The 19,933-nt window shown below is 36.4% G+C and carries 18 protein-coding genes; 1 reads left to right on the top strand and 17 read right to left on the bottom strand.

Translation table 11 applies throughout. From position 1 onward, the window contains the following. Nucleotides 1–90: 90 nt before the first annotated feature. The 10 genes from nuoH to aspS all read right to left on the bottom strand — a co-directional run bounded on the left by nuoH (nt 91) and on the right by aspS (nt 9,467). Nucleotides 91–1,143 carry an NADH-quinone oxidoreductase subunit NuoH gene (gene nuoH / locus K5V07_RS01265; RefSeq protein WP_086453183.1) on the bottom strand — a complete coding sequence of 351 codons (1,053 nt, stop codon included), beginning with the start codon at nt 1,141–1,143 and terminating at the stop codon, nt 91–93. Further along, complete coding sequence (locus K5V07_RS01260; protein WP_221916036.1) at nt 1,136–2,185, bottom strand: 2Fe-2S iron-sulfur cluster-binding protein; 1,050 nt, start codon at nt 2,183–2,185, stop codon at nt 1,136–1,138. Before K5V07_RS01260 ends, nuoH begins: the two co-directional genes overlap by 8 nt. Nucleotides 2,186–2,256: 71 nt before the next feature. Continuing rightward, nucleotides 2,257–3,624: an NADH-quinone oxidoreductase subunit NuoF gene (nuoF, locus tag K5V07_RS01255; RefSeq protein ID WP_086453181.1), complete on the bottom strand. Its 1,368-nt coding sequence runs from the start codon at nt 3,622–3,624 to the stop codon at nt 2,257–2,259. 1 nt (nt 3,625) lies between these two features. Beyond that, the gene (locus tag K5V07_RS01250) at nt 3,626–4,156 is read right to left on the bottom strand and encodes an NAD(P)H-dependent oxidoreductase subunit E (protein ID WP_086453180.1); all 531 of its coding nucleotides are present in this window, start codon (nt 4,154–4,156) and stop codon (nt 3,626–3,628) included. Nucleotides 4,157–4,264: 108 nt separating this feature from the next. Continuing rightward, the gene (locus K5V07_RS01245) at nt 4,265–5,503 is read right to left on the bottom strand and encodes an NADH-quinone oxidoreductase subunit D (RefSeq protein WP_144893355.1); all 1,239 of its coding nucleotides are present in this window, start codon (nt 5,501–5,503) and stop codon (nt 4,265–4,267) included. A 35-nt stretch (nt 5,504–5,538) separates the two neighbouring features. Then, nucleotides 5,539–6,060, bottom strand: a complete 522-nt coding sequence (locus tag K5V07_RS01240; protein ID WP_221916035.1) for an NADH-quinone oxidoreductase subunit C — start codon at nt 6,058–6,060, stop codon at nt 5,539–5,541. 3 nt (nt 6,061–6,063) lie between these two features. Further along, nucleotides 6,064–6,612, bottom strand: a complete 549-nt coding sequence (locus tag K5V07_RS01235) for an NADH-quinone oxidoreductase subunit B (RefSeq protein ID WP_144893356.1) — start codon at nt 6,610–6,612, stop codon at nt 6,064–6,066. Nucleotides 6,613–6,737: 125 nt separating this feature from the next. Beyond that, a complete protein-coding gene (locus tag K5V07_RS01230; protein ID WP_158730050.1) occupies nt 6,738–7,103 on the bottom strand; it encodes an NADH-quinone oxidoreductase subunit A in 366 nt (121 codons plus the stop codon). 293 nt (nt 7,104–7,396) lie between these two features. Then, nucleotides 7,397–7,591, bottom strand: coding sequence for a cold-shock protein (locus tag K5V07_RS01225; protein ID WP_144893358.1), 195 nt, complete (start codon nt 7,589–7,591; stop codon nt 7,397–7,399). A 130-nt stretch (nt 7,592–7,721) separates the two neighbouring features. Beyond that, nucleotides 7,722–9,467 carry an aspartate--tRNA ligase gene (gene aspS / locus K5V07_RS01220; protein ID WP_221916034.1) on the bottom strand — a complete coding sequence of 582 codons (1,746 nt, stop codon included), beginning with the start codon at nt 9,465–9,467 and terminating at the stop codon, nt 7,722–7,724. 226 nt (nt 9,468–9,693) lie between these two features. Between aspS and K5V07_RS01215 the strand changes: the two genes are divergently transcribed. After that, entirely contained in the window at nt 9,694–10,038 is a 345-nt protein-coding gene (locus K5V07_RS01215) for a toxin-antitoxin system YwqK family antitoxin (protein WP_086453174.1), read from the top strand. A 195-nt stretch (nt 10,039–10,233) separates the two neighbouring features. On the opposite strand, the gene K5V07_RS01210 is transcribed toward K5V07_RS01215, so the two are convergent. From K5V07_RS01210 to K5V07_RS01180, 7 genes are read right to left on the bottom strand one after another with little or no spacing between them, the layout of a single operon-like run. Next, nucleotides 10,234–11,904 carry a sodium/sugar symporter gene (locus tag K5V07_RS01210; RefSeq protein WP_221916033.1) on the bottom strand — a complete coding sequence of 557 codons (1,671 nt, stop codon included), beginning with the start codon at nt 11,902–11,904 and terminating at the stop codon, nt 10,234–10,236. Between the two features lie 12 nt (nt 11,905–11,916). Next, a complete protein-coding gene (locus K5V07_RS01205; RefSeq protein WP_221916032.1) occupies nt 11,917–12,975 on the bottom strand; it encodes a UDP-glucose--hexose-1-phosphate uridylyltransferase in 1,059 nt (352 codons plus the stop codon). A 1-nt stretch (nt 12,976) separates the two neighbouring features. Then, nucleotides 12,977–14,146, bottom strand: coding sequence for a galactokinase (gene galK, locus K5V07_RS01200; RefSeq protein ID WP_221916031.1), 1,170 nt, complete (start codon nt 14,144–14,146; stop codon nt 12,977–12,979). Nucleotides 14,147–14,187: 41 nt separating this feature from the next. Further along, complete coding sequence (locus tag K5V07_RS01195; protein ID WP_221916030.1) at nt 14,188–16,614, bottom strand: DUF4982 domain-containing protein; 2,427 nt, start codon at nt 16,612–16,614, stop codon at nt 14,188–14,190. Between the two features lie 16 nt (nt 16,615–16,630). After that, nucleotides 16,631–17,668 carry a glycosyl hydrolase 53 family protein gene (locus K5V07_RS01190; protein ID WP_255577411.1) on the bottom strand — a complete coding sequence of 346 codons (1,038 nt, stop codon included), beginning with the start codon at nt 17,666–17,668 and terminating at the stop codon, nt 16,631–16,633. Between the two features lie 2 nt (nt 17,669–17,670). After that, complete coding sequence (locus K5V07_RS01185) at nt 17,671–18,774, bottom strand: glycosyl hydrolase 53 family protein (protein WP_221916029.1); 1,104 nt, start codon at nt 18,772–18,774, stop codon at nt 17,671–17,673. A gap of 1 nt (nt 18,775) precedes the next feature. Continuing rightward, nucleotides 18,776–19,828: an aldose epimerase family protein gene (locus K5V07_RS01180; protein ID WP_221916028.1), complete on the bottom strand. Its 1,053-nt coding sequence runs from the start codon at nt 19,826–19,828 to the stop codon at nt 18,776–18,778. Between the last annotated feature and the right edge of the window lie 105 nt (nt 19,829–19,933).

Below are 19,933 nucleotides of genomic sequence, written 5' to 3'. Positions count from 1 at the left end.
AATCCTGCTATTCGTTTCAATCTTTTTGTTTTTAAAGAAAAAACAAAAAGGATTTCCACTACTATCAGGGCTAGGGCTTTTCGGTACTAATTAAAATCCTAAATAAGCAGCAATATCTGCTCTCAAAATTACAATTCCAGTAATCATAATATTAATGATCGATAGCGGAATTAATATTCTCCATCCTAAATTCATTAATTGATCGTATCTAAATCTTGGAATAGTCCATCTTACCCACATGTAGAAAAAGATAAAACCACATAGTTTTACAAATAATGCAGCAAAACCTAGTATATTTCCAATATTTACACCCCAATTCTCAACAACCCAACTCATTCCTGGATAGTTGTACCCTCCAAAAAACAAGACCGCTAAAATAGTCGAAGAAATGAACATATTAGCATATTCTGCAAATAAATAAAAACCCATTTTCATCGAGGAATATTCCGTATGATACCCACCAATAAGTTCACTTTCGCATTCTGCTAAGTCAAAAGGAGTTCTGTTTGTTTCAGCAAAAGCACAAATCAAGAAAATAACAAATGATAAAGGTTGGTAAAATACATTCCAATTCATCCCTGCTTGTTGCGCAGATATCTCTCTTAAACTTAAAGTACCTGTCATCATTAATAAAGCAATCATAGAAAGTCCCATGGCTACTTCATACGATACCATTTGTGATGCAGCACGAACAGCTCCCATCAGAGAGAACTTATTGTTAGAGGCCCATCCACCAATCATGATTCCGTAAACACCCACTGATACTACTCCAAAAAAGTACAACAAACCAATATTTAAATCAGTTGCTTGAAGTAAAATATCTCTACCAAATAAATGCAATCTATCTCCCCAAGGAATTACCGCACTAGTCATCAAAGCAGTACTCATAGCAATAGCTGGACCTACAAAAAACAAAAATCGGTTGGGAGTATTAGGTTCAAATTCTTCCTTTGAAAATAATTTTAAACCATCTGCAAGTGGCTGAAAAAGACCAAAAGGCCCTGCTCTATTCGGACCCACACGGTCTTGAAGCCAAGCAGCTACTTTACGTTCTGCCCATGTTGAGTACATGGCCATTAACATTGTTAAAGCAAAAACAACAAGTATAACAACACTTTTTTCTATGATAAATACGCTATCCATTATTACCCAAGCTTTTTTGATTCATAATATCTTCTTGTGTCAATGGAATTTGCGCCATACTAATTTTTTTACGATCCGTTTCTCTACCTTTTAATATGGTTTCCTCTGTAGCAATTTCAACTTTCTGTAACTTTCTGTTGTATTTATTTTGGTTGATTACAGAGTCTTTTTCAAAAGCTCTTGGTCCTTCAATAGTCCAATCTTTTAAGTCTTTGTGATCAAAACGACATCCATTACAAATAAATTCATCTACCTCATGGTATTCATCTTTTCTTCCTGTAACACGTTGAATTTCGTCACCAAACATCCATACTGTAGTTTTTCCAGAGCAGGTAGGACAATCTCTATGTGCATTGTATGGCTTACTAAACCAAACTCTAGATTTGAATCTAAATGTTTTATCTGTTAAAGCTCCAACTGGGCACACATCGATCATGTTTCCAGAAAACTCATTATCAACCGCTTTTGATATACATGTTGATATATTAGAATGATCTCCTCTATCCATAACTCCATGTACACGGTCGTCTGTCAATTGATCAGCAACCATCACACAACGGTAGCAAAGAATACAACGGTTCATGTGTAATTGAATATTGGGACCAATGTCTTCTGGTTCAAATGTTCTTTTTTCTTCAATGAATCTCGATTCTGACTTTCCGTGTTCAAAGCTTAAGTTTTGCAAATCACATTCTCCAGCTTGATCACAAACCGGACAATCTAATGGGTGATTAATCAACAAAAACTCTGTTACTGATTTTCTGGCTTCTTGTACACGTGGAGATGATTTACTATTCACTTCCATTCCGTCCATACAACCAGTTACACATGATGCCATTAATTTAGGCATTGGTCTAGGATCAGCTTCACTTCCTTTTGCAACTTCTACTAAACAACAACGGCATTTTCCACCGCTTCCTTTTAGTTTAGAATAATAGCACATCGCTGGCGGAACTACTTCTCCACCTATCATACGTGCTGCCTGCAGGATTGTTGTTCCTGGTTCTACTTCTATGCTTTGACCGTCTATGGTTACTTTCATTTCTATATTAGTTTCACGCTTAAAGTTTCATGTTTCAAGTTAATTAGCCTAAAACTGCAACCCGAAACGAATTATACTGTTTGCTTCGCTACTAAATGTTTTACACTTGAAAAAGGCTCCGCAACAAAATGATCTCTATTTTTTATTTTTTCTGGGAAACGAATGTGGTATTCAAACTCATCTCTAAAGTGACGAATTGCAGCTGCTACTGGCCAAGCTGCCGCATCACCTAGCGGACATATTGTATTTCCTTCTATTTTACTTTGAATGCTCAATAGCAATTCGATATCTTCTTCACGACCGTGACCATTCTCTATTCTATGCAATACCTTTTCCATCCATCCCGTTCCTTCACGACAAGGAGAACATTGCCCACAGCTTTCGTGGTGGTAAAAACGAGAGAAATTCCAAGTATTTCGTACTATACATGCTGTATCATTGTATACTATAAATCCACCTGAACCTAACATAGATCCTGTTGCAAAACCTCCGTCACTTAATGATTCGTAAGTCATTAAACGATCTTCGCCATTGGCAGTTTTATAAATTAAATCAGCAGGTAAAACTGGAACTGAACTTCCTCCAGGCACAAAAGCTTTCAAAGGTCTGTCTGAACTCATTCCACCTAAATACTCGTCAGAATTCATGAATTCGTAAACACTTAAGCCCAATTCAATTTCATAAACACCAGGATTTTTAATATGTCCGGAAGCCGAAATTAATTTGGTACCTGTTGATCTTCCTATTCCAATCTTGGCATAGTCTGCACCTGAATTGTTTATTATCCATGGCACAGCTGCAATAGTTTCTACATTATTTACAACCGTTGGGTTTGCCCAAAGTCCCGAAATTGCAGGAAATGGCGGCTTGATTCGAGGATTTCCTCTTTTTCCTTCTAATGATTCAATAAGTGCCGTTTCTTCGCCACATATGTATGCACCACCACCTATTTGTACATATAAATCTAGATCATACCCTGAACCCAAAATATTTTTTCCTAACCAACCTGCAGCTTTAGCTTCGGCAATGGCTCGCTCTAATATTTTATAAACCCACATGTATTCTCCACGAATGTAGATGTATGATAGATTTGCTCCCAATGCATAGCTGGACGTAATCATCCCTTCGATCAATAAATGCGGAATGTATTCCATCAAATAGCGATCTTTGAAAGTTCCCGGTTCAGACTCATCCGCATTACAAACTAAATGTCTTGGCTTTCCTGATTTTTTGTCGATAAAACTCCATTTCATTCCAGCAGGAAACCCAGCTCCACCTCGACCACGTAGTCCAGAAGTTTTCACCTCTTCTACAACTTCATCAGGTGTTAAACTCTTCAAGGCTTTCTCCACTGATGCATATCCTCCGTTGGCACGATATACTTCATAGGTCTTAATTCCTGGAATATTTACTTTATCTAATAATATTTTCTGTGACATATTATTTATCGTGTAGCATTATTGTATTGTTCTTGCAATCTTCAATTAACTGATCTACTTTGTCTTTTGTCAAATGTTCTTTGTAAAAATCACCCAATTGCATCATAGGAGCATATCCACAAGCACCTAAACATTCCACTCCTCTAACTTCAAAAAGACCATCTTGAGTAGGTTCCCCTACTTTTACACCAAGTTTGTTGCAAGTATAATCCATCAAGTCTTCTACTCCGTTCAAACAACATGGGGAAGTTTGACAAAACTCAAACATGTATTTCCCTACAGGTCTTCTGTTAAACATGGTATAAAACGACACAACCTCATAAACCTCTACTGGCTTAATCGCTAGTATCTCGGCAACCTTGTCCTGTAATTCAATACTCAACCAATCATTGTGAGCATCTTGTACTTCGTGCAAAACGGGTAACAAAGCTGATTTTTGTTTGCCTTCAGGATAATGACTGATTAATTCATTGATGCGATTCATCAATGCTTCGGTCATATTTATTTCTTGTTTGTACTGTGTTCTTTCCATTTTTATTTCTTTTAACCGCTACGTGCACAAATAAGGCACAAAGTTTACAAAGATTTATTTTTTTAGAAATCAAAAGATTTACTTTTTAATTCCTGATTTTAATTGAATTTATGCGTCTAACTCTCCAGCGATTACATTCAAACTCGACAAAATAACAATCGCATCAGAAAGTAACGAACCTTTGATCATTTCTGGATACGCTTGATAATAAATAAAGCAAGGTCTACGGAAATGCAATCTATAAGGCGTTCTACTTCCATCAGTTACTAAATAGAAACCTAATTCTCCGTTTCCACCTTCAACAGGATGATATATTTCGGCAACTGGAACAGGAACTTCTCCCATTACAATTTTGAAGTGATAAATTAAGGATTCCATATTAGTGTACACATCCTCTTTTGGCGGAAGGTAATAATCAGGAACATCTGCATGGTATTCATTCCCAGCAGGCATTTTTTCTAAAGCTTGACGAATTATACTTAAACTCTCCCAAACCTCTGCATTACGCACACAAAAACGATCATATGTATCACCTGATTTTCCTACTGGTACAATAAAATCAAAATCTTCGTATGAAGAATAAGGTTGCGCTACTCGCACGTCATAATCAACTCCTGCAGCACGTAAATTAGGACCTGTAAAGCCATAAGCCATTGCTTGCTCTGCAGTTATAGCCCCCACATTAACGGTTCTATCAATAAAGATTCTGTTTCTTTCAAATAAATTTTCAAACTCTTTCCAAGCCACAGGGAATTCTTCTAAAAAAACATCTAGTTTTCTAAAAGCTTCTTCTGGCCAGTCTCTTTCAAAACCACCAATTCTACCCATGTTAGTTGTCAAACGAGCACCACAAATTTCTTCGTAGATTTCATATACTTTTTCTCTAAATTGAAAAACATATAAGAAACCTGTATAAGCTCCAGTATCAACTCCTAAGATTGAGTTACAAATAATATGGTCGGTAATTCTAGCCAATTCCATGACAATAACTCTTAAATATTGCGCTCTTTTTGGCACTTCAATATCGAGTAATTTTTCAAGAGTCATCCACCAACCCATATTATTGATAGGCGAAGAACAGTAGTTCATTCTATCCGTTAATGGAGTAATTTGGTAAAAAGGTCGGTTTTCAGCAATTTTTTCAAATGCTCTGTGAATGTATCCAATTGTTGGCTCAGCTTCAAGAATGCGCTCTCCATCCATCAACAAGATATTTTGAAAAATACCGTGTGTTGCAGGGTGCGTAGGACCTAAATTTAGAATCGAAAGTTCGCTACCATCTTCATTTAACTGCTCCGCAATTCTTTTGGCATAACGATGCTCTGGTGGTAATAATAGTTCTGACATTTATTTAATGTGAAAAATTATAAAAGTGTGCTTTTTTAATAATTATCGGTTGTTCTTCCAAAGAAACGATCGTCTTTATCTGTTCTTCCGCTATCTTCCATTGGAAATTCTTTTCGCATAGGGAATGAAATCATTTCATCCATATTCAAAATTCGTTTCAACTGTGGATGTCCTATGAAATTGATTCCGTAAAAATCATAAGTTTCTCTTTCCATCCAGTTAGAACTTAAAAAAATGTTTGAAATCGTTTTAATTTCTGGTTTATCTCCGTTAAGATATGCTTTGATTCTGATTCTTTTATTTTCGTACCAATTGTGCAAATGGTACACAACAGCAAACTGATGATCTTCATCGTTATCAGGATAATGGATTCCGCATAAATCAGTTAAAAAATGAAAACGTAATGTAGGATCGTTTTTTAAAAATAAAATAACGGCTGTTATCGTTTCAGCATTTACTTCAAATGAAAAAATATCTTTTTCTTGTTTGAATTCAAAAACAGCCTCTTGAAAAGTTTCGACTAATTTTTCTTGTATTTGTATCGTTTCTAGCGCCATTATTTATTTGATATTATAGGAAGCTAATAATTCTTGGTATTCAGGAGAACTTCTTCTTCTTACAGATTCTGTTCTTACCAATTCTTGCAATCTCATGACTCCATCAACAATTTGTTCTGGTCTTGGAGGACATCCAGGAACATAAACATCTACAGGAATTACTTTATCAATACCTTGCAAAACAGAATAGGTATCAAAAACCCCACCTGATGATGCACAAGCTCCAACTGCAATAACCCAACGAGGCTCTGACATTTGTTCATAAACTTGACGCAATATAGGAGCCATTTTCTTTGATATTGTTCCCATAACAAGCAACATATCAGCTTGACGTGGAGAAAAACTCACTCGCTCAGATCCAAAACGTGCTAAATCATAATGCGATGCCATTGTTGCCATAAACTCTATACCGCAGCAAGAAGTAGCAAAAGGTAATGGCCAAAGCGAATTTGCTCTAGCTAAGCCTACTACATCATTGAGTTTAGTAGCAAAAAACCCTTCACCAACAACACCTTCTGGAGGGGCAACCATACTTACATTTGAATTACTCATCTTTGTAAAATTATGAATTATGAATTATGAAGTATGAGTTCATAATTTAAATTTTAAAAACATTCTTTTATAATAATTAGAAATTGAAATCTTTACAATTCATTGTTTCCAATTCCTATTAAGATTTACTCCCACTCTAAGGCTTTCTTTTTAATGATATAGAAAAAACCAACTAGAAGCAACATCATGAATACAATCATTTTGACCATTCCTTCCATTCCCAATTCTTTAAAATTGATTGCCCATGGATATAAGAAGATTACCTCTACATCAAACAAAACAAAAAGGATGGCTACAAGAAAATATTTAACTGAAAACGGAATCCTAGCATTACCTACCGATTCTATACCACATTCAAAATTTTTATCTTTAACCTCAGAGGATCTTTTAGGGCCTAATTTTCCAGAAACTATAATAGTTCCTACAACAAAACCTACAGCTAAAAGAAACTGCATCAAGATAGGAATGTAATTCAATTGATCTGATTGCATATTATGATTTTTATGTATAAGAATAAGCAACAAAGATAACTTTCAAATTATTAAATAACAATAATTTTTTTAAAATACATGCGAACTACATCGTTGTAAATTTGCAATTTTTATTAATTATAAATAAGGAGTGTTCATTTATTCTATGTGAAAGCTGAGTAGAAAATTCAAAACTAAAGTCAACACCTTAAATCTTGAAATTTTCATTATTAGTACTTTATCCCATAAAAAAAACGTCCCGATATACTCGGGACGTTTTAAACTTTCGTAGGCAAAAAAAAATATTTTTATGCTTAGATCACTGCTACTTGCGCAGCAACTTTTCCTTTTCTTCCTTCTTCTTCTACATAGCTAACTCTGTCACCTTCGCGCAATTCTTCCGCGTTGATTCCTGAAGCGTGAACGAAAATGTCTTTTCCTGTTTCTTCGTCTGTAATGAATCCGTAACCTTTAGATTCATTGAAAAATTTTACTGTACCTGTACGCATTGTAATTGTAATAATAATTTATAATGTAGCAAATGTAATATTTAATACAATACGAAATGCGTTCTTATGTTTTTATTTTGTAAAAATATTGATATTCAACGTTTTCTAACAATATCAAGACATCCTAAGGCTAAGCTAATTTAATATGTAATTCTTTTAACTGTGAATCATCAATAACGGACGGTGCATCAATCATTACATCTCTTCCCGAATTATTCTTAGGAAATGCGATGAAATCTCGTATAGTTTCCTGTCCACCTAATATAGCGACAAGTCTGTCTAACCCAAAAGCCAATCCACCATGAGGAGGTGCCCCAAACTGAAATGCATCCATTAAAAATCCAAACTGAGCTTTTGCTTCATCCTCAGTAAAACCTAAATACTTAAACATTAATTGTTGCGTAGCTTTATCATGAATACGGATAGATCCACCGCCTATTTCGTTACCATTCAAAACCATATCATATGCATTTGCACGAACTTTTCCTGGATTAGTCTCTAGCAAGTGCATGTCCTCTGGTTTTGGTGATGTAAAAGGATGGTGCATAGCATGGTAACGACCGCTTTCCTCATCAAATTCTAACAAAGGAAAATCAACTACCCAAAGCGGAGCAAATTCATCTGGCTTACGCAATCCAAGACGTGTAGCAAGCTCCATACGCAAAGCTGATAATTGTGTTCTTGTTTTATCTGCTGGACCTGATAATACAAAGATCATATCTCCTGGTTTTGCGTCAGTAATTTTGGCCCACTGCGATAAATCTTCTTGATCATAAAACTTATCTACTGATGATCTATAAGTTCCGTCATCATTACATTTTACATATACCATCCCACTAGCCCCTACTTGCGGACGTTTTACCCAGTCAATTAATGCATCAATTTCTTTACGGGTATAATTTCCGGCTTCTGGCACAGCTATTCCCACCACCAATTCGGCAGCGTTAAAAACTGGGAACTCTTTATGTTGCGCGTATTGATTTAACTCCCCAAACTGCATCCCAAAACGGATGTCTGGCTTGTCATTCCCGTACGTTTTCATGGCATATTCATAGGTGATTCTTGGGAATTTTTCAACCTCAACACCTTTTATTTCTTTTAACAAATGGCGCGTTAGCCCTTCAAAAACATTCAAAATGTCTTCTTGCTCAACAAATGCCATCTCACAATCAATTTGTGTAAACTCTGGTTGTCTGTCTGCACGAAGGTCCTCGTCACGGAAACATTTTACAATTTGAAAATATTTATCCATTCCACCCACCATTAACAATTGCTTGAACGTTTGCGGAGATTGTGGCAAAGCATAAAACTGCCCTTCATTCATACGAGAAGGCACTACAAAATCTCTAGCTCCTTCAGGCGTAGACTTGATTAAATAAGGTGTTTCCACCTCACAAAAATCTAAATCCGAAAGATACTTGCGTACTTCCATAGCTACTTTGTGACGAAAAAGCAAGCTGTTTTTTACTGGATTACGTCTGATGTCAAGGTAACGGTATTTCATTCGAATGTCTTCACCACCATCCGTTTCATCTTCAATAGTGAAAGGAGGAGTTAAGGCTGCATTTAGAATTGTTAATTCGGTTACCAGAATTTCAATTTCACCTGTAGGGATATTTTTATTCTTAGCTTCACGTTCAATAACCGTACCTTTAACCTGAATTACAAATTCACGGCCAAGAGTTTTTGCTAATTCAAAAACAGATTTTTCAGTACGACTTTCGTCAAAAATTAATTGTGTTATTCCATAACGGTCTCTTAAATCAACCCAATTCATAAACCCTTTATCACGTGATTTTTGAACCCAACCCGCAAGAGTTACATTAATACCGGTATGCGAGGCATTTAACTCGCCACAATTATGACTTCTATACATCTTCAAAATTTTAGTTTGTTTTGTCCTTAGACTTGTGTGCAAATTTAGGACTAATTATGAATAATGAATTGTGAAATAAGAATTTTTAGCAATAGGATTTTTAAACCTTTTGAGTTCAAATGTTAAATTTTAGTTCAATGTTACCAAATTGTTAACATAAAGTTTTTTTATTGTAAAATACTTTTTATCTTTGTTAAGCTAATATGAATTTTAAAAACCCCACATCATGAAAAAATATATCATCTTTGCCGTATTACTGTTTACAGGAATCGCATCAGCTCAAGAAAGTAATCCAAAACTAGAAGCCATTGGAGAATTAGTAAAAACAACTTACTACTTTGAAAATGGAAAAGTACAACAAGAAGGATTTTTCAAAAACGGAAAACTAGAAGGAATTTGGACTTCATTTGATGAAAACGGAAACAAACTAAGTGTTGCTACTTATGCAAATGGAGAGAAAATTGGAAAATGGCTTTTTTGGAATGGAAACAAACTAAATGAAGTAGAATATTCAAACAGTAGAATTGCATCTGTTAAAACTTGGAAACAAGACGCTCTAGTTAACAATTAATTCGTTTTTATAAAGGTTAAAAAAAAGCTTTCGATTTACTCGATAGCTTTTTTTTTGACTTAGAATCAGTACCAAATTGCAAGGTAATTTCAAATAAAGTTCATTAGATCTAATTTATTAATCAAAATGAACCTCATCAAGATATGAAAACCTGCTCTGAAAATATCCTTTTGAAATTCAGAACAGGATTATCATTTACCAAAAAATAGTGTAAAACGCTGCTATCAGCGATAATACCACCAACATCCCAACAGTAAAACCAGGTGACATTTTAAACATGGTACGGTCTATTTCTAAACCATTTGTTTTAACTCCACGCGCAGTTTCATACATGCTTATGGCATACATACCAACAACACAAATCAAGAACACAAAGCCCATACGGTCTATGAAAGGAATTTCGTAAATACCATTTGCATTTGGAACTGAAAAACCAGTAGCATTTAAGAATGATAAATCAATAATAGCTGGCATAAATTTGAAAGCAAGCGACAGTAAGAAACCACCAATAGTAGCAAACAAAGCAGCATTCGAAGTAGTTTTTTTCCAGAAGAACCCTAAAATAAACATGGCAAAAACTCCAGGACTCACAAAACCTGTATACTCTTGAATATATTGAAATCCTCCTTTTTTATCAATTCCTAAAAAAGGCGCGACTACAACAGCAATTAGCATAGCAACTACAATTGCTTTTTTACCAATGCTAACAAGTTTCTTCTCATCGGCATCAACGTTTAATTTGGTTTTGTAAATGTCTAAAGTAAAAATAGTTGCAATACTATTGGCTTTTCCAGCTAACGAAGCTACAATTGCAGCAGTAAGTGCAGCAAAAGAAAGCCCTTTTAAACCTACTGGCAACAAATTCAACAAAACAGGATAAGCACGATCCGGATTTACGGTCCCATCTTGAAGCATTTCGGTGCCAAAATGGCCATTTTGATATAAAACAAAGGCTGCTATTCCCGGCAATACTACAATTATTGGCATTAATAATTTCAAAAATGCAGCAAATAAAATTCCGTTTCTAGCCGTTTTCAAATCAGCTCCTAATGCACGTTGCGTAATGTATTGGTTACAACCCCAATAATTAAGATTAATGATCAACATTCCTCCAATCAAAACAGACAGACCTGGTAAATCCATATAATTAGGGTTCGTTTTTTCAAAAATCATATGAAAATGATCATTAGCCTCAGTAGTCATAAGGTTAAAACCATTAATAACTCCTGTTGAACCAAACTCTTCGGCAACTAAATTCAGGGCTAAATAAGTCGTTACCAATCCTCCTAATATCAAGAAGAAAACTTGAATAACATCGGTATAGCCTATTACCTTCATACCGCCTAGTGTAATCATTACTGCAAAAAAGGCTAAGAAAATCATACACAAAGTGATATCAAGACCCGAGATGCTGCTAATTGCTAAAGCTCCTAAATACAATATTGAAGTAAGATTGACCAAAACATATAAAAGCAACCAAAACACGGCCATAATCATGGCTACATTGCTATTATACCTTTGATTCAAATACTGAGGCATAGTGAAAATTTTGTTTTTCAAATACACTGGAATAAAGAAAACAGCAACAATAATTAAGGTAAAAGCCGCCATCCACTCGTAAGTAGCAATTGCTAATCCCATTTTGAAACCGCTACCACTCATTCCTATAAATTGCTCAGCGCTAATATTACTCGCAATTAATGATGCACCAATGGCCCACCAAGTGAGTGATCCCTCGGCTAAAAAATAATCTTTACTACTCGTTTCTTCTTTCTTTTTCTTTTTATAAATCCAAATTCCATACCCTACAATCAGGATGAAATAACACAAAAAGACAATATAATCTTGGGTGGCTAATGTTTGCATTGGTTAAAATTTTTAGTTTTGGATAACAGATTTATAATGAATATTTGATTGACTTTTTAATACCTCAGCACTTTTCTCTGGAGTAATATCACGCTGTGACTCCCCCATCATTTCGTAGCCTACCATAAACTTTTTTACCGAGGCTGAGCGCAACAAAGGCGGATAAAAATGCATGTGAAAATGCCATGCTGGATGTTCCTCTCCATCTGTCGGTGCTTGATGAATCCCTGAAGAATACGGAAATGAGGTTTCGAAAAGATTATCGTATTTAGTGGTTAACTGTTTTAAAATAACAGCAAAATCTGTAACCTCAGCTGAAGTAAAATCAGTGATTTTGGACACGCTACGTTTACTCACAATCATGGTCTCGTAAGGCCAAATTGCCCAAAAAGGTACCAAAGCTACAAAATGCTCATTCTCGATCACGATGCGCTCTTGCAGCTTCAATTCTTCCACCAAATAATCTAGTAATAAGGTTCGATCATGTTTTACAAAATACTGATTCAAGCTATTATGTGTTTTTTCTACTTGTGTAGGCAAAGACGATTGTGCCCAAATTTGACCGTGCGGATGCGGATTACTGCAGCCCATTACACTGCCTTTGTTTTCAAAAATTTGAACATGGTTAATATAATCTATAGCGCCCAAAGTCTCATATTCTTTTTGCCAAGTAGTTACAATATTCTCGATATTCTCGACCTCCATTTGAGGTAAAGTCAAATCGTGTCTCGGAGAAAAACAGACCACTCTAGAAATGCCACGTTCTGGTTTTGCCTTAAAAAAAGTGTGTTTTTCATTCTCTTCATAAAAGATTTCTTCTTGCTTTAAGGCGGCAAAATCATTTTCAAAAACATAACAAGAATCGTATGGTGGATTCACTTCACCATTTGCACGCACATTCCCCGGACACAAGTAACATTGGGGATCGTATTCTGGTAATTGAACAACCGAAATGGTTTCTTTTTGGCCCTGCCAAGGTCTTTTCGAACGATGAGGCGAAACCAAAACCCATTCGTTGGTTAAGGGATTAAAACGTCTATGTGGATCTTCGTTGATATCAAAATTTTTCATCTTAGTTTGCATTATATAATGATGTACCGTTTCCGATTTTAACATCATAAATTTTCAACTCAATGTTCCATTTTTCTTGGTACAATTGGGCGAATTTTTGTTTAACAGCTTCTTCTTTTCCTTTTTTAATAAAGGTGATGGTGCAACCCCCAAAACCACCGCCCATCAATCGGGAACCTATTACGGCTTCATCGGCTAGTGCAAGATCCACTAAATAATCAAGCTCAGGACAGCTCACCTCATATTCTTTTGACAAACCATCATGGGTTTCAAAAAGTAATTTCCCCAAAAGCTCAATATTTCCCGCATCCAAAGCTTCACAAGCTTTAGACACACGAGCAATTTCTTTTACTACATAATGCACGCGTGTAAAAACTACAGCATCCATTTTGTCTTTCAAAGTCAACAATTGCGCTTCGGTACAATTTCTAAAACTTTTGATTTCAGGAAAATTAGCTTTGATAATCGCCAAACCTTCCTCGCATTCTTCTCTTCTTTTATTATAGGCCGATGTAAACAGTGAATGCTTCACATTGCTATCCAACAAAACCAGAGCATAGTCTTTAAAATCAGCATTGTGGCACTCAAATTCCAGGGTATTGCAATCCAATTTAATGACCTTATTTTCAAGTCCATGCACACTAGCAAATTGGTCCATAATACCACAATTGATTCCCACCCAGTGTTCTGCCTTTTGACCCATTAAAGCAATATCAATAGGCTTAATTTTTAAATCAAAAAGTTCGTTTAGACCAAATAGAAAACCACATTCCAATGCAGCCGAAGACGACAATCCAGAACCAACTGGAATGTTGCTACTAAAAACGCAATTAACCCCGCTAAATTCAAAACCATTATGTTGTAGTTGTTTCAAAACTCCTAAAATATAATTGTTCCAAACGATTGAACTGAGTTCAATGTCTTGCAACAAATCGACTTCAAATTCTTGATTCAAATCGATAGCAACGATTTTAGAAGTTGTAGTGTTACTTTTTTCAAAAGCAAAGCAAATGATCTTATCTATAGCAGCAGGCAATACAAAGCCATCGTTGTAATCTACATGTTCTCCAATGATGTTAATTCTTCCTGGAGAAAGGACTATTCTTTCAGGTACATTACCAAATGTTTCCTGAAAAAAAGCGGTTGTTTTTTGTATTAATGAATCATTCATTACTATTGAAATTTTTAAAGTGTTGATCTATTTTTTTTTATTTACTTCTTTACTTCCAAATTCAATTTACCAGTCTTTAAACCAGCTCCGTTTACTTCCAATTGGATGGCTCCTGCAGTAGTTTTTGATTTTACAAGCACTACCAATTTTCCGCTAAAAAGCTTCATGGTATCTTGGTGGAACATTTCAAGCGAAGTAGCATCTCCATTACAAGCCGCGCGATACGTACCCGCTCCCGACACCTTAAATTTCAACTGATTCGTTGCAGTTGGACAAGGAACTCCATTTTTATCCACTACAGATACCGTAACAAAAGAAATATCCTCGCCATCGGCTGTGATGGTTTTTCGGTCTGCATCCAAAACGATTTGGTGCGGTTGACCAGCGGTTCGGATTTCCTTTTCTTCTGCCGCTTTGCCATTGTCATCATAAGCTACGACTTTTACCGTTCCTGGTTCATATTTTACATCCATCCACATCAAGCGGTAACGGTTTTGCGGCGTGTTCTTGTTTTTGATTTGTACGCCCATACTTTTACCATTGATAAAAAGTTCGGCACTGTTGTAACTGGTGTACACAAAAACGGGAGTTGTTTGTCCTTCAAGACCTTCCCAATTCCAATGGGGTAAGATGTGTAGCGTAGTTGCCTTGGTGTTCCATCGGCTTCGGTACAAATAATAACGGTCTTTCGGTAAGCCTGCTAAATCGTTAATTCCGAAATACGAACTACGAGACGGCCAACTTTCGTCATAAGGTGTTGGTTCGCCCAAATAATCAAATCCTGTCCAAACGAATTCACCAATTACCCAAGGTTTATCATCCTGAAGTACGAAATCTTCATCAGGAACATTGGACCAACTGCAGGCTTCCAAATCATACGATGAAGATTGAAAGTCTGGATATTGCTTCATTTTTTCTTGAACCACAGGAAATTTATAAATCCCTCTTGAACTCACCGTTGATGCCGTTTCGGAACCTAAAATAAATCCTTGCGGAAATTTTTTAAATGCCTCATCATACAAATGCACGCGATAATTCAATCCTGGAATATCTAGCAAGGCTCCAAAACCCGATTCCATAGTCGCTTTTACCTGATCCATTCCAACGGTCACTGGACGAGTTGGATCTTCTCTATGAAATATTTCTTGCAACCATTTGGCTCGTTTTACACCCGCTTCTCCCCACTGATCTGGAACTTCATTTCCTGAACTCCACATCACAATAGAAGGATGATTACGTGTGGCTTGCACCAAATTCACAATGTCTTTTTCGGCATATTCATCAAAAAAGCGATGGTAGCCGTTATCTACTTTTGGTAAAACCCATTCGTCGAAACTCTCTGCCAGAAACAAAAACCCCATTTCGTCTGCCAACTCCAATTGCTCGAAAGAAGGCATATTGTGCGAACTGCGAATGGCATTGCATCCCATATCTTTTAAAATGGTCAACTGTCTACGCAAAGCGGCTTTGTTTACCGCAGCACCAAGAGGTCCCAAATCGTGATGCAAACAAACACCTTTGAATTTGGTCACTTTCCCATTAAGGCTAAACCCTTTATTGGCTTCATACTTTATTTCTCGGATTCCAAATTGGGTGGTAAGCTCGTCTTTCAATTCATTACCAACATATAATTGAGTAACAGCTTTGTACAAATAAGGCGTCTCAGGACTCCACAGTTTTGGATTCTCTACTTTTATATTTTGATCGAATTCTTTTCCGAATGGTGTAACCGACTCCTCTGAATTTAATTTCTTTCCTTCAGCATCAAAAATAGTGGTCACCAAACGCGAATTTTCACCAGAAGCTTTGGTCTTAATATTGACTTTGGCCACGGCATCACTAATAAAAGGTGTCGTTATAAACTGACCCCATTGGTCAATGCTTTCCTTGTTTTTTATAATAACACTTACTTTTCGATACAAACCAGCTCCGGGATACCAACGGGAGGCAAATTCTTTATTGGATAATTTTACGGCTACTGTATTGTCGCCTTCTTGAATGAATTGAGAAACATCAAAATAAAAATAACTATAGCCATACGCCCATTCCCCTACTTTTTTCCCATTCAAATACACTTGAGGTTCGCTCATAGCGCCTTCAAAAAGCAATAGGATTTTTTTGCCTTTGGTATCTTTAGGCAAACTAAATGTATTGCGATACCACGCAGTACCAATATGTGGTAAGGCTCCGGTTCTTCCTGTTTTTTCGGTAGCTACATTTTCTCCATTTTGAACAATGGCAACTTTCTGAATGTCTACATTTTTATCAAAAGGACCATAAATTGCCCAATCATGCGGAACAGTAACCGATTCCCATTTCGAGTCGTTAAAGTTTGTTTTAAAAGCGTCTTCAAAATTTCCTTTTTGAAATTTCCAATGGGTATCCAATACCTTTACCACTCGGGCTTGAGAGAAAGTCGTTGTAGTGAAAGCTGTAAAAACCAGCAAAAAAAGCGTTAATTTCTTCATTTGTAAATAGCTATAATTATTCTTTAAAAGCATCCAATGCTGGTGAAGGTTTTCCGTCTGGTTGCCAAGCACTCAAGCCATAGCCACTCCAATATTTAGCTCCTTGCGGCTCCCAATACAAAACGCCCAAGCCTTTATTATCGGGAACAGCTCTTACGGCTTTGATTGTAGCAGCTAGGAGTTCTTTGGTGTTTTGTACTTGTTCATCAACACCGCCAACTTCAACAACCATTACCTCTTTCTGATAACGAGAAGCCATATCATTTAGGTTTTTTTGCAAATCGGCTATGGTTTCTGAATAGTCTTTCTTGATCCAAAAGGGATAGTAAGACAAACCAATAACGTCATACTTTACTAGATGCTCGGTAGCTTTATCAAAAAACCAACGGAATTTTTCATTGTTATTCCCTTCATCTACGTGCACAATTACTTTGATTTTGGCGTTCACGGCTTTGGTCGCTTCGTATCCTTTATTCAATAATTGCGCTAGTTGAGTCCAATTGTTCGTACTCCCATCAGGCCAAAGCATTCCGCCCGGGATTTCATTCCCCACCTGAACCCATTCTGGAGTAACACCTGCTTTTTTTAAAGCCGTCAACACGTCAAAAGTATGCTCATAAACTTTTTGTTGTAACGCATCGAATGATAAATTGGCCCAAGCAGCAGGTTTGGCTTGTTTGGCTGGATCGGCCCAAGTATCGCTATAATGAAAATCAATCATAATGCGCATTTTGGCTTTTTGAGCACGCAAGGCCATAGCTACTGTTTCTTCCTTACTGCAATGACCACTGGCTTTGTCTTGACTCGGATTGACAAATACACGCAAACGAATGGTATTCATTCCGCGTTCTTTTAGCAATTGCAAACAATCTTTTTCATTTCCGTCAGTATCATAAAAACGATAGCCAGTAGCTTCCATTTGAGGCAACCAACTCACGTCCGCTCCTTTGGCGAAAGCCGATTTGTTTTTCTTTTGCGATAGCGCTGTGGTGTTTAGACCAAGTATAGAGAAAATCGAAAAAGTATAGTAAAAAACAGTATATTTTTTCATCATGATTAATTAGTAAACGCTTGTAAAACTGGCAATGCTTTATTTGAAAAATCATAGAATGCTTGGTTTTCAAAAGTAGAACCATTGGAGGCTTGACTTCCTTTGAAAGACACCCATTCGCCTCCCCAATACGCAAAACCTTGTCCGTAAGTAGACGATTTTACCAAATCTTTAATCGCCAAAACAAAACTCTTTTGACCTTCGGGAGTGGCAGGAAACCCAGATATTAATTGTGATTCTAAGCCCATGATATTATTAGTCCAGTCATTCCAAGTTAAGGTAAATGGATAGGCTGTTTCTGCAATCAACACTTTCTTAGAAAAGTTTTTTCCTAAGGCATCAATGGTCGTTTTTACCGCAGCCATATCTTTCCCATGCCAAAGAGGATAATACGACAAACCGATATAATCATAATCGATACTTTTTACTTTATTAAAAAACCAGTTGGTGTCAGTAGCCGAAACGCCTGCGTAGTGTATCATGATTTTTGTACTTGGCGCTTTGCTTCGAATGGTAGCGCATGCGGTAGACAATAGCGCCAAACATTGCGCTTCTTGATTGATTAAATGCCCTTGAGGCCAAAGCAATCCGGTATTAATTTCATTACCGATTTGAATAATATCTGGATTAATTTCGGTCAAAATAGTTGTGGTATAAGTGGCTACTGCAGCTTTTAGATCATTAAAAGATACGTTTTTCCAAGCAGCTGGAGTGGTTTGCACCGCAGGATCAGCCCAATCGTCAGAATAGTGAACAGTTAACCAAACTTTTAAGCCCGCTTGTTTTACTCTTTGCGCCAAAGCCTTTACCTCGGTCAATCCAGAATGTCCGTTGGCAGGATCTTTCCACAAACGAATTCTAATGGTATTACATCCAGCACTTTTTAGTGTGGTTAACATGTCTTCTGTTTTTCCGTTGTTAGTGAAAATTACTCCCGCAGCTTCTATTTCTGGCAAATACGAAATATCAGCGGCTTTGATAAACTCCTCAGCAACCACAGGTGGTTTTGCAACAGGAGTTTCTGTAGCGCTACTCTCACCAGCATCAGAACAAGAAAAAACAAGTATGAGAAGCGAAAGCAATGCCGAGTTTTTAAAGTATTTTTTCATCTCAAAAAGATTTAAATTTATAAATAGTTTTATGGTAATACAACTCCCCTTTTTTGAGAATCGCACTCGGGAAATGATCATGATTAGGAGCATCAGGAAAATTTTGAGTTTCAAAACAAATCCCACTAGTAGGGTGATATGCCGCGTTATCTTTCCCTTTTATTTGTCCAAAACAATTCCCGCCTACGTATACATGTACAGCAGGTTGATTGGTGTAAACAGACATTCTTAATAATTTATCACTGCTGTACAAAGATGCAGCGTACTCTTTTTCTTTGTTTAAAACAAAAGTAGTATCTATTGTAGCGGGACAATTTCTGCTATTTGTAAAATCGAAAGGACAATTAGCAACATTCAAAAAACGACCGGTGGGAATGCCTGAACTTGTGGTTTCTAATATTCTTTGTGAATTAACACGCATCTCCTGATCAACAACAGAATTGTGATGTCCATCTAGGTTAAAATAGCTGTGATGCGTTAGGTTTAAAATAGTGTCTTGTGATGCATGCGCCACATACTCTACTATCATTTCATTTTCATCGGTAAGCATATAGGTCACATCAACCACAACGTCTCCAGGAAAAAATTCTTCATTATGCTTACTGCAATAGGTGAACGTAACAGATGGATTTTTACCTTCTTTTTTGCTTTTTAGTTTCCAGTTTCTCTGGCTTAGACCAATACTGCCGCCGTGTAACGAATTTCCATTATTGTTTTTATTTAACAAGTAAGATTTTCCACCAAGCTTGAATTCGGCATTACTTATCCTTCCTGCAAACCTTCCTACAATAGCACCAAAATAAGGAGCACTTGGCAAATCATAGGATTTTATATATTCCTCTAGGGTTTCAAAACCCAAAACTACGTCAACCAAATTACCATTTTTTAAAGGCACTTTTAAAGATGTAAGTGTAGCTCCATAACCCATCACCGTCATTTGCATTCCCTTACTGTTGACAAGTTCACACATAGAGACCTCTTCACCATTAGGCATATAACTAAATGATTTCAGCACAGAAACCCTATTAAAATGTGATATGTGTTTTATTTTCATGAATAAATTATGAAATGTGAAAAACCAAAAGTAAAATAATTGTTAAGTATTACATACCAGTACCTACCAGTTTTTGTACATTGCAACTTGAAAAACACTTTTTAC

Source organism: Flavobacterium sp. CHNK8 (assembly GCF_019774515.1).
In the GTDB taxonomy this organism is placed as follows: Bacteria; Bacteroidota; Bacteroidia; order Flavobacteriales; family Flavobacteriaceae; genus Flavobacterium; species Flavobacterium tiangeerense.
Note: the sequence above shows the minus strand (reverse complement) of the source record. Positions and strands in the feature narration are given on the sequence as shown.

Coding starts and splice junctions, on each gene's coding strand:
- K5V07_RS01225 (WP_144893358.1), bottom strand. CDS start 7,591: ATGCGTACAGGTACAGTAAAATTTTTCAATGAATCTAAAGGTTACGGA.
- K5V07_RS01185 (WP_221916029.1), bottom strand. CDS start 18,774: ATGAAAAAATACTTTAAAAACTCGGCATTGCTTTCGCTTCTCATACTT.
- K5V07_RS01245 (WP_144893355.1), bottom strand. CDS start 5,503: ATGTCAGAACTATTATTACCACCAGAGCATCGTTATGCCAAAAGAATT.
- galK (WP_221916031.1), bottom strand. CDS start 14,146: ATGAATGATTCATTAATACAAAAAACAACCGCTTTTTTTCAGGAAACA.
- K5V07_RS01215 (WP_086453174.1), top strand. CDS start 9,694: ATGAAAAAATATATCATCTTTGCCGTATTACTGTTTACAGGAATCGCA.
- K5V07_RS01210 (WP_221916033.1), bottom strand. CDS start 11,904: ATGCAAACATTAGCCACCCAAGATTATATTGTCTTTTTGTGTTATTTC.
- K5V07_RS01195 (WP_221916030.1), bottom strand. CDS start 16,614: ATGAAGAAATTAACGCTTTTTTTGCTGGTTTTTACAGCTTTCACTACA.
- K5V07_RS01180 (WP_221916028.1), bottom strand. CDS start 19,828: ATGAAAATAAAACACATATCACATTTTAATAGGGTTTCTGTGCTGAAA.
- K5V07_RS01230 (WP_158730050.1), bottom strand. CDS start 7,103: ATGCAATCAGATCAATTGAATTACATTCCTATCTTGATGCAGTTTCTT.
- nuoF (WP_086453181.1), bottom strand. CDS start 3,624: ATGTCACAGAAAATATTATTAGATAAAGTAAATATTCCAGGAATTAAG.
- aspS (WP_221916034.1), bottom strand. CDS start 9,467: ATGTATAGAAGTCATAATTGTGGCGAGTTAAATGCCTCGCATACCGGT.
- K5V07_RS01190 (WP_255577411.1), bottom strand. CDS start 17,668: ATGATGAAAAAATATACTGTTTTTTACTATACTTTTTCGATTTTCTCT.
- K5V07_RS01235 (WP_144893356.1), bottom strand. CDS start 6,612: ATGAGTAATTCAAATGTAAGTATGGTTGCCCCTCCAGAAGGTGTTGTT.
- K5V07_RS01250 (WP_086453180.1), bottom strand. CDS start 4,156: ATGGAAAGAACACAGTACAAACAAGAAATAAATATGACCGAAGCATTG.
- nuoH (WP_086453183.1), bottom strand. CDS start 1,143: ATGGATAGCGTATTTATCATAGAAAAAAGTGTTGTTATACTTGTTGTT.
- K5V07_RS01240 (WP_221916035.1), bottom strand. CDS start 6,060: ATGGCGCTAGAAACGATACAAATACAAGAAAAATTAGTCGAAACTTTT.
- K5V07_RS01260 (WP_221916036.1), bottom strand. CDS start 2,185: ATGAAAGTAACCATAGACGGTCAAAGCATAGAAGTAGAACCAGGAACA.
- K5V07_RS01205 (WP_221916032.1), bottom strand. CDS start 12,975: ATGAAAAATTTTGATATCAACGAAGATCCACATAGACGTTTTAATCCC.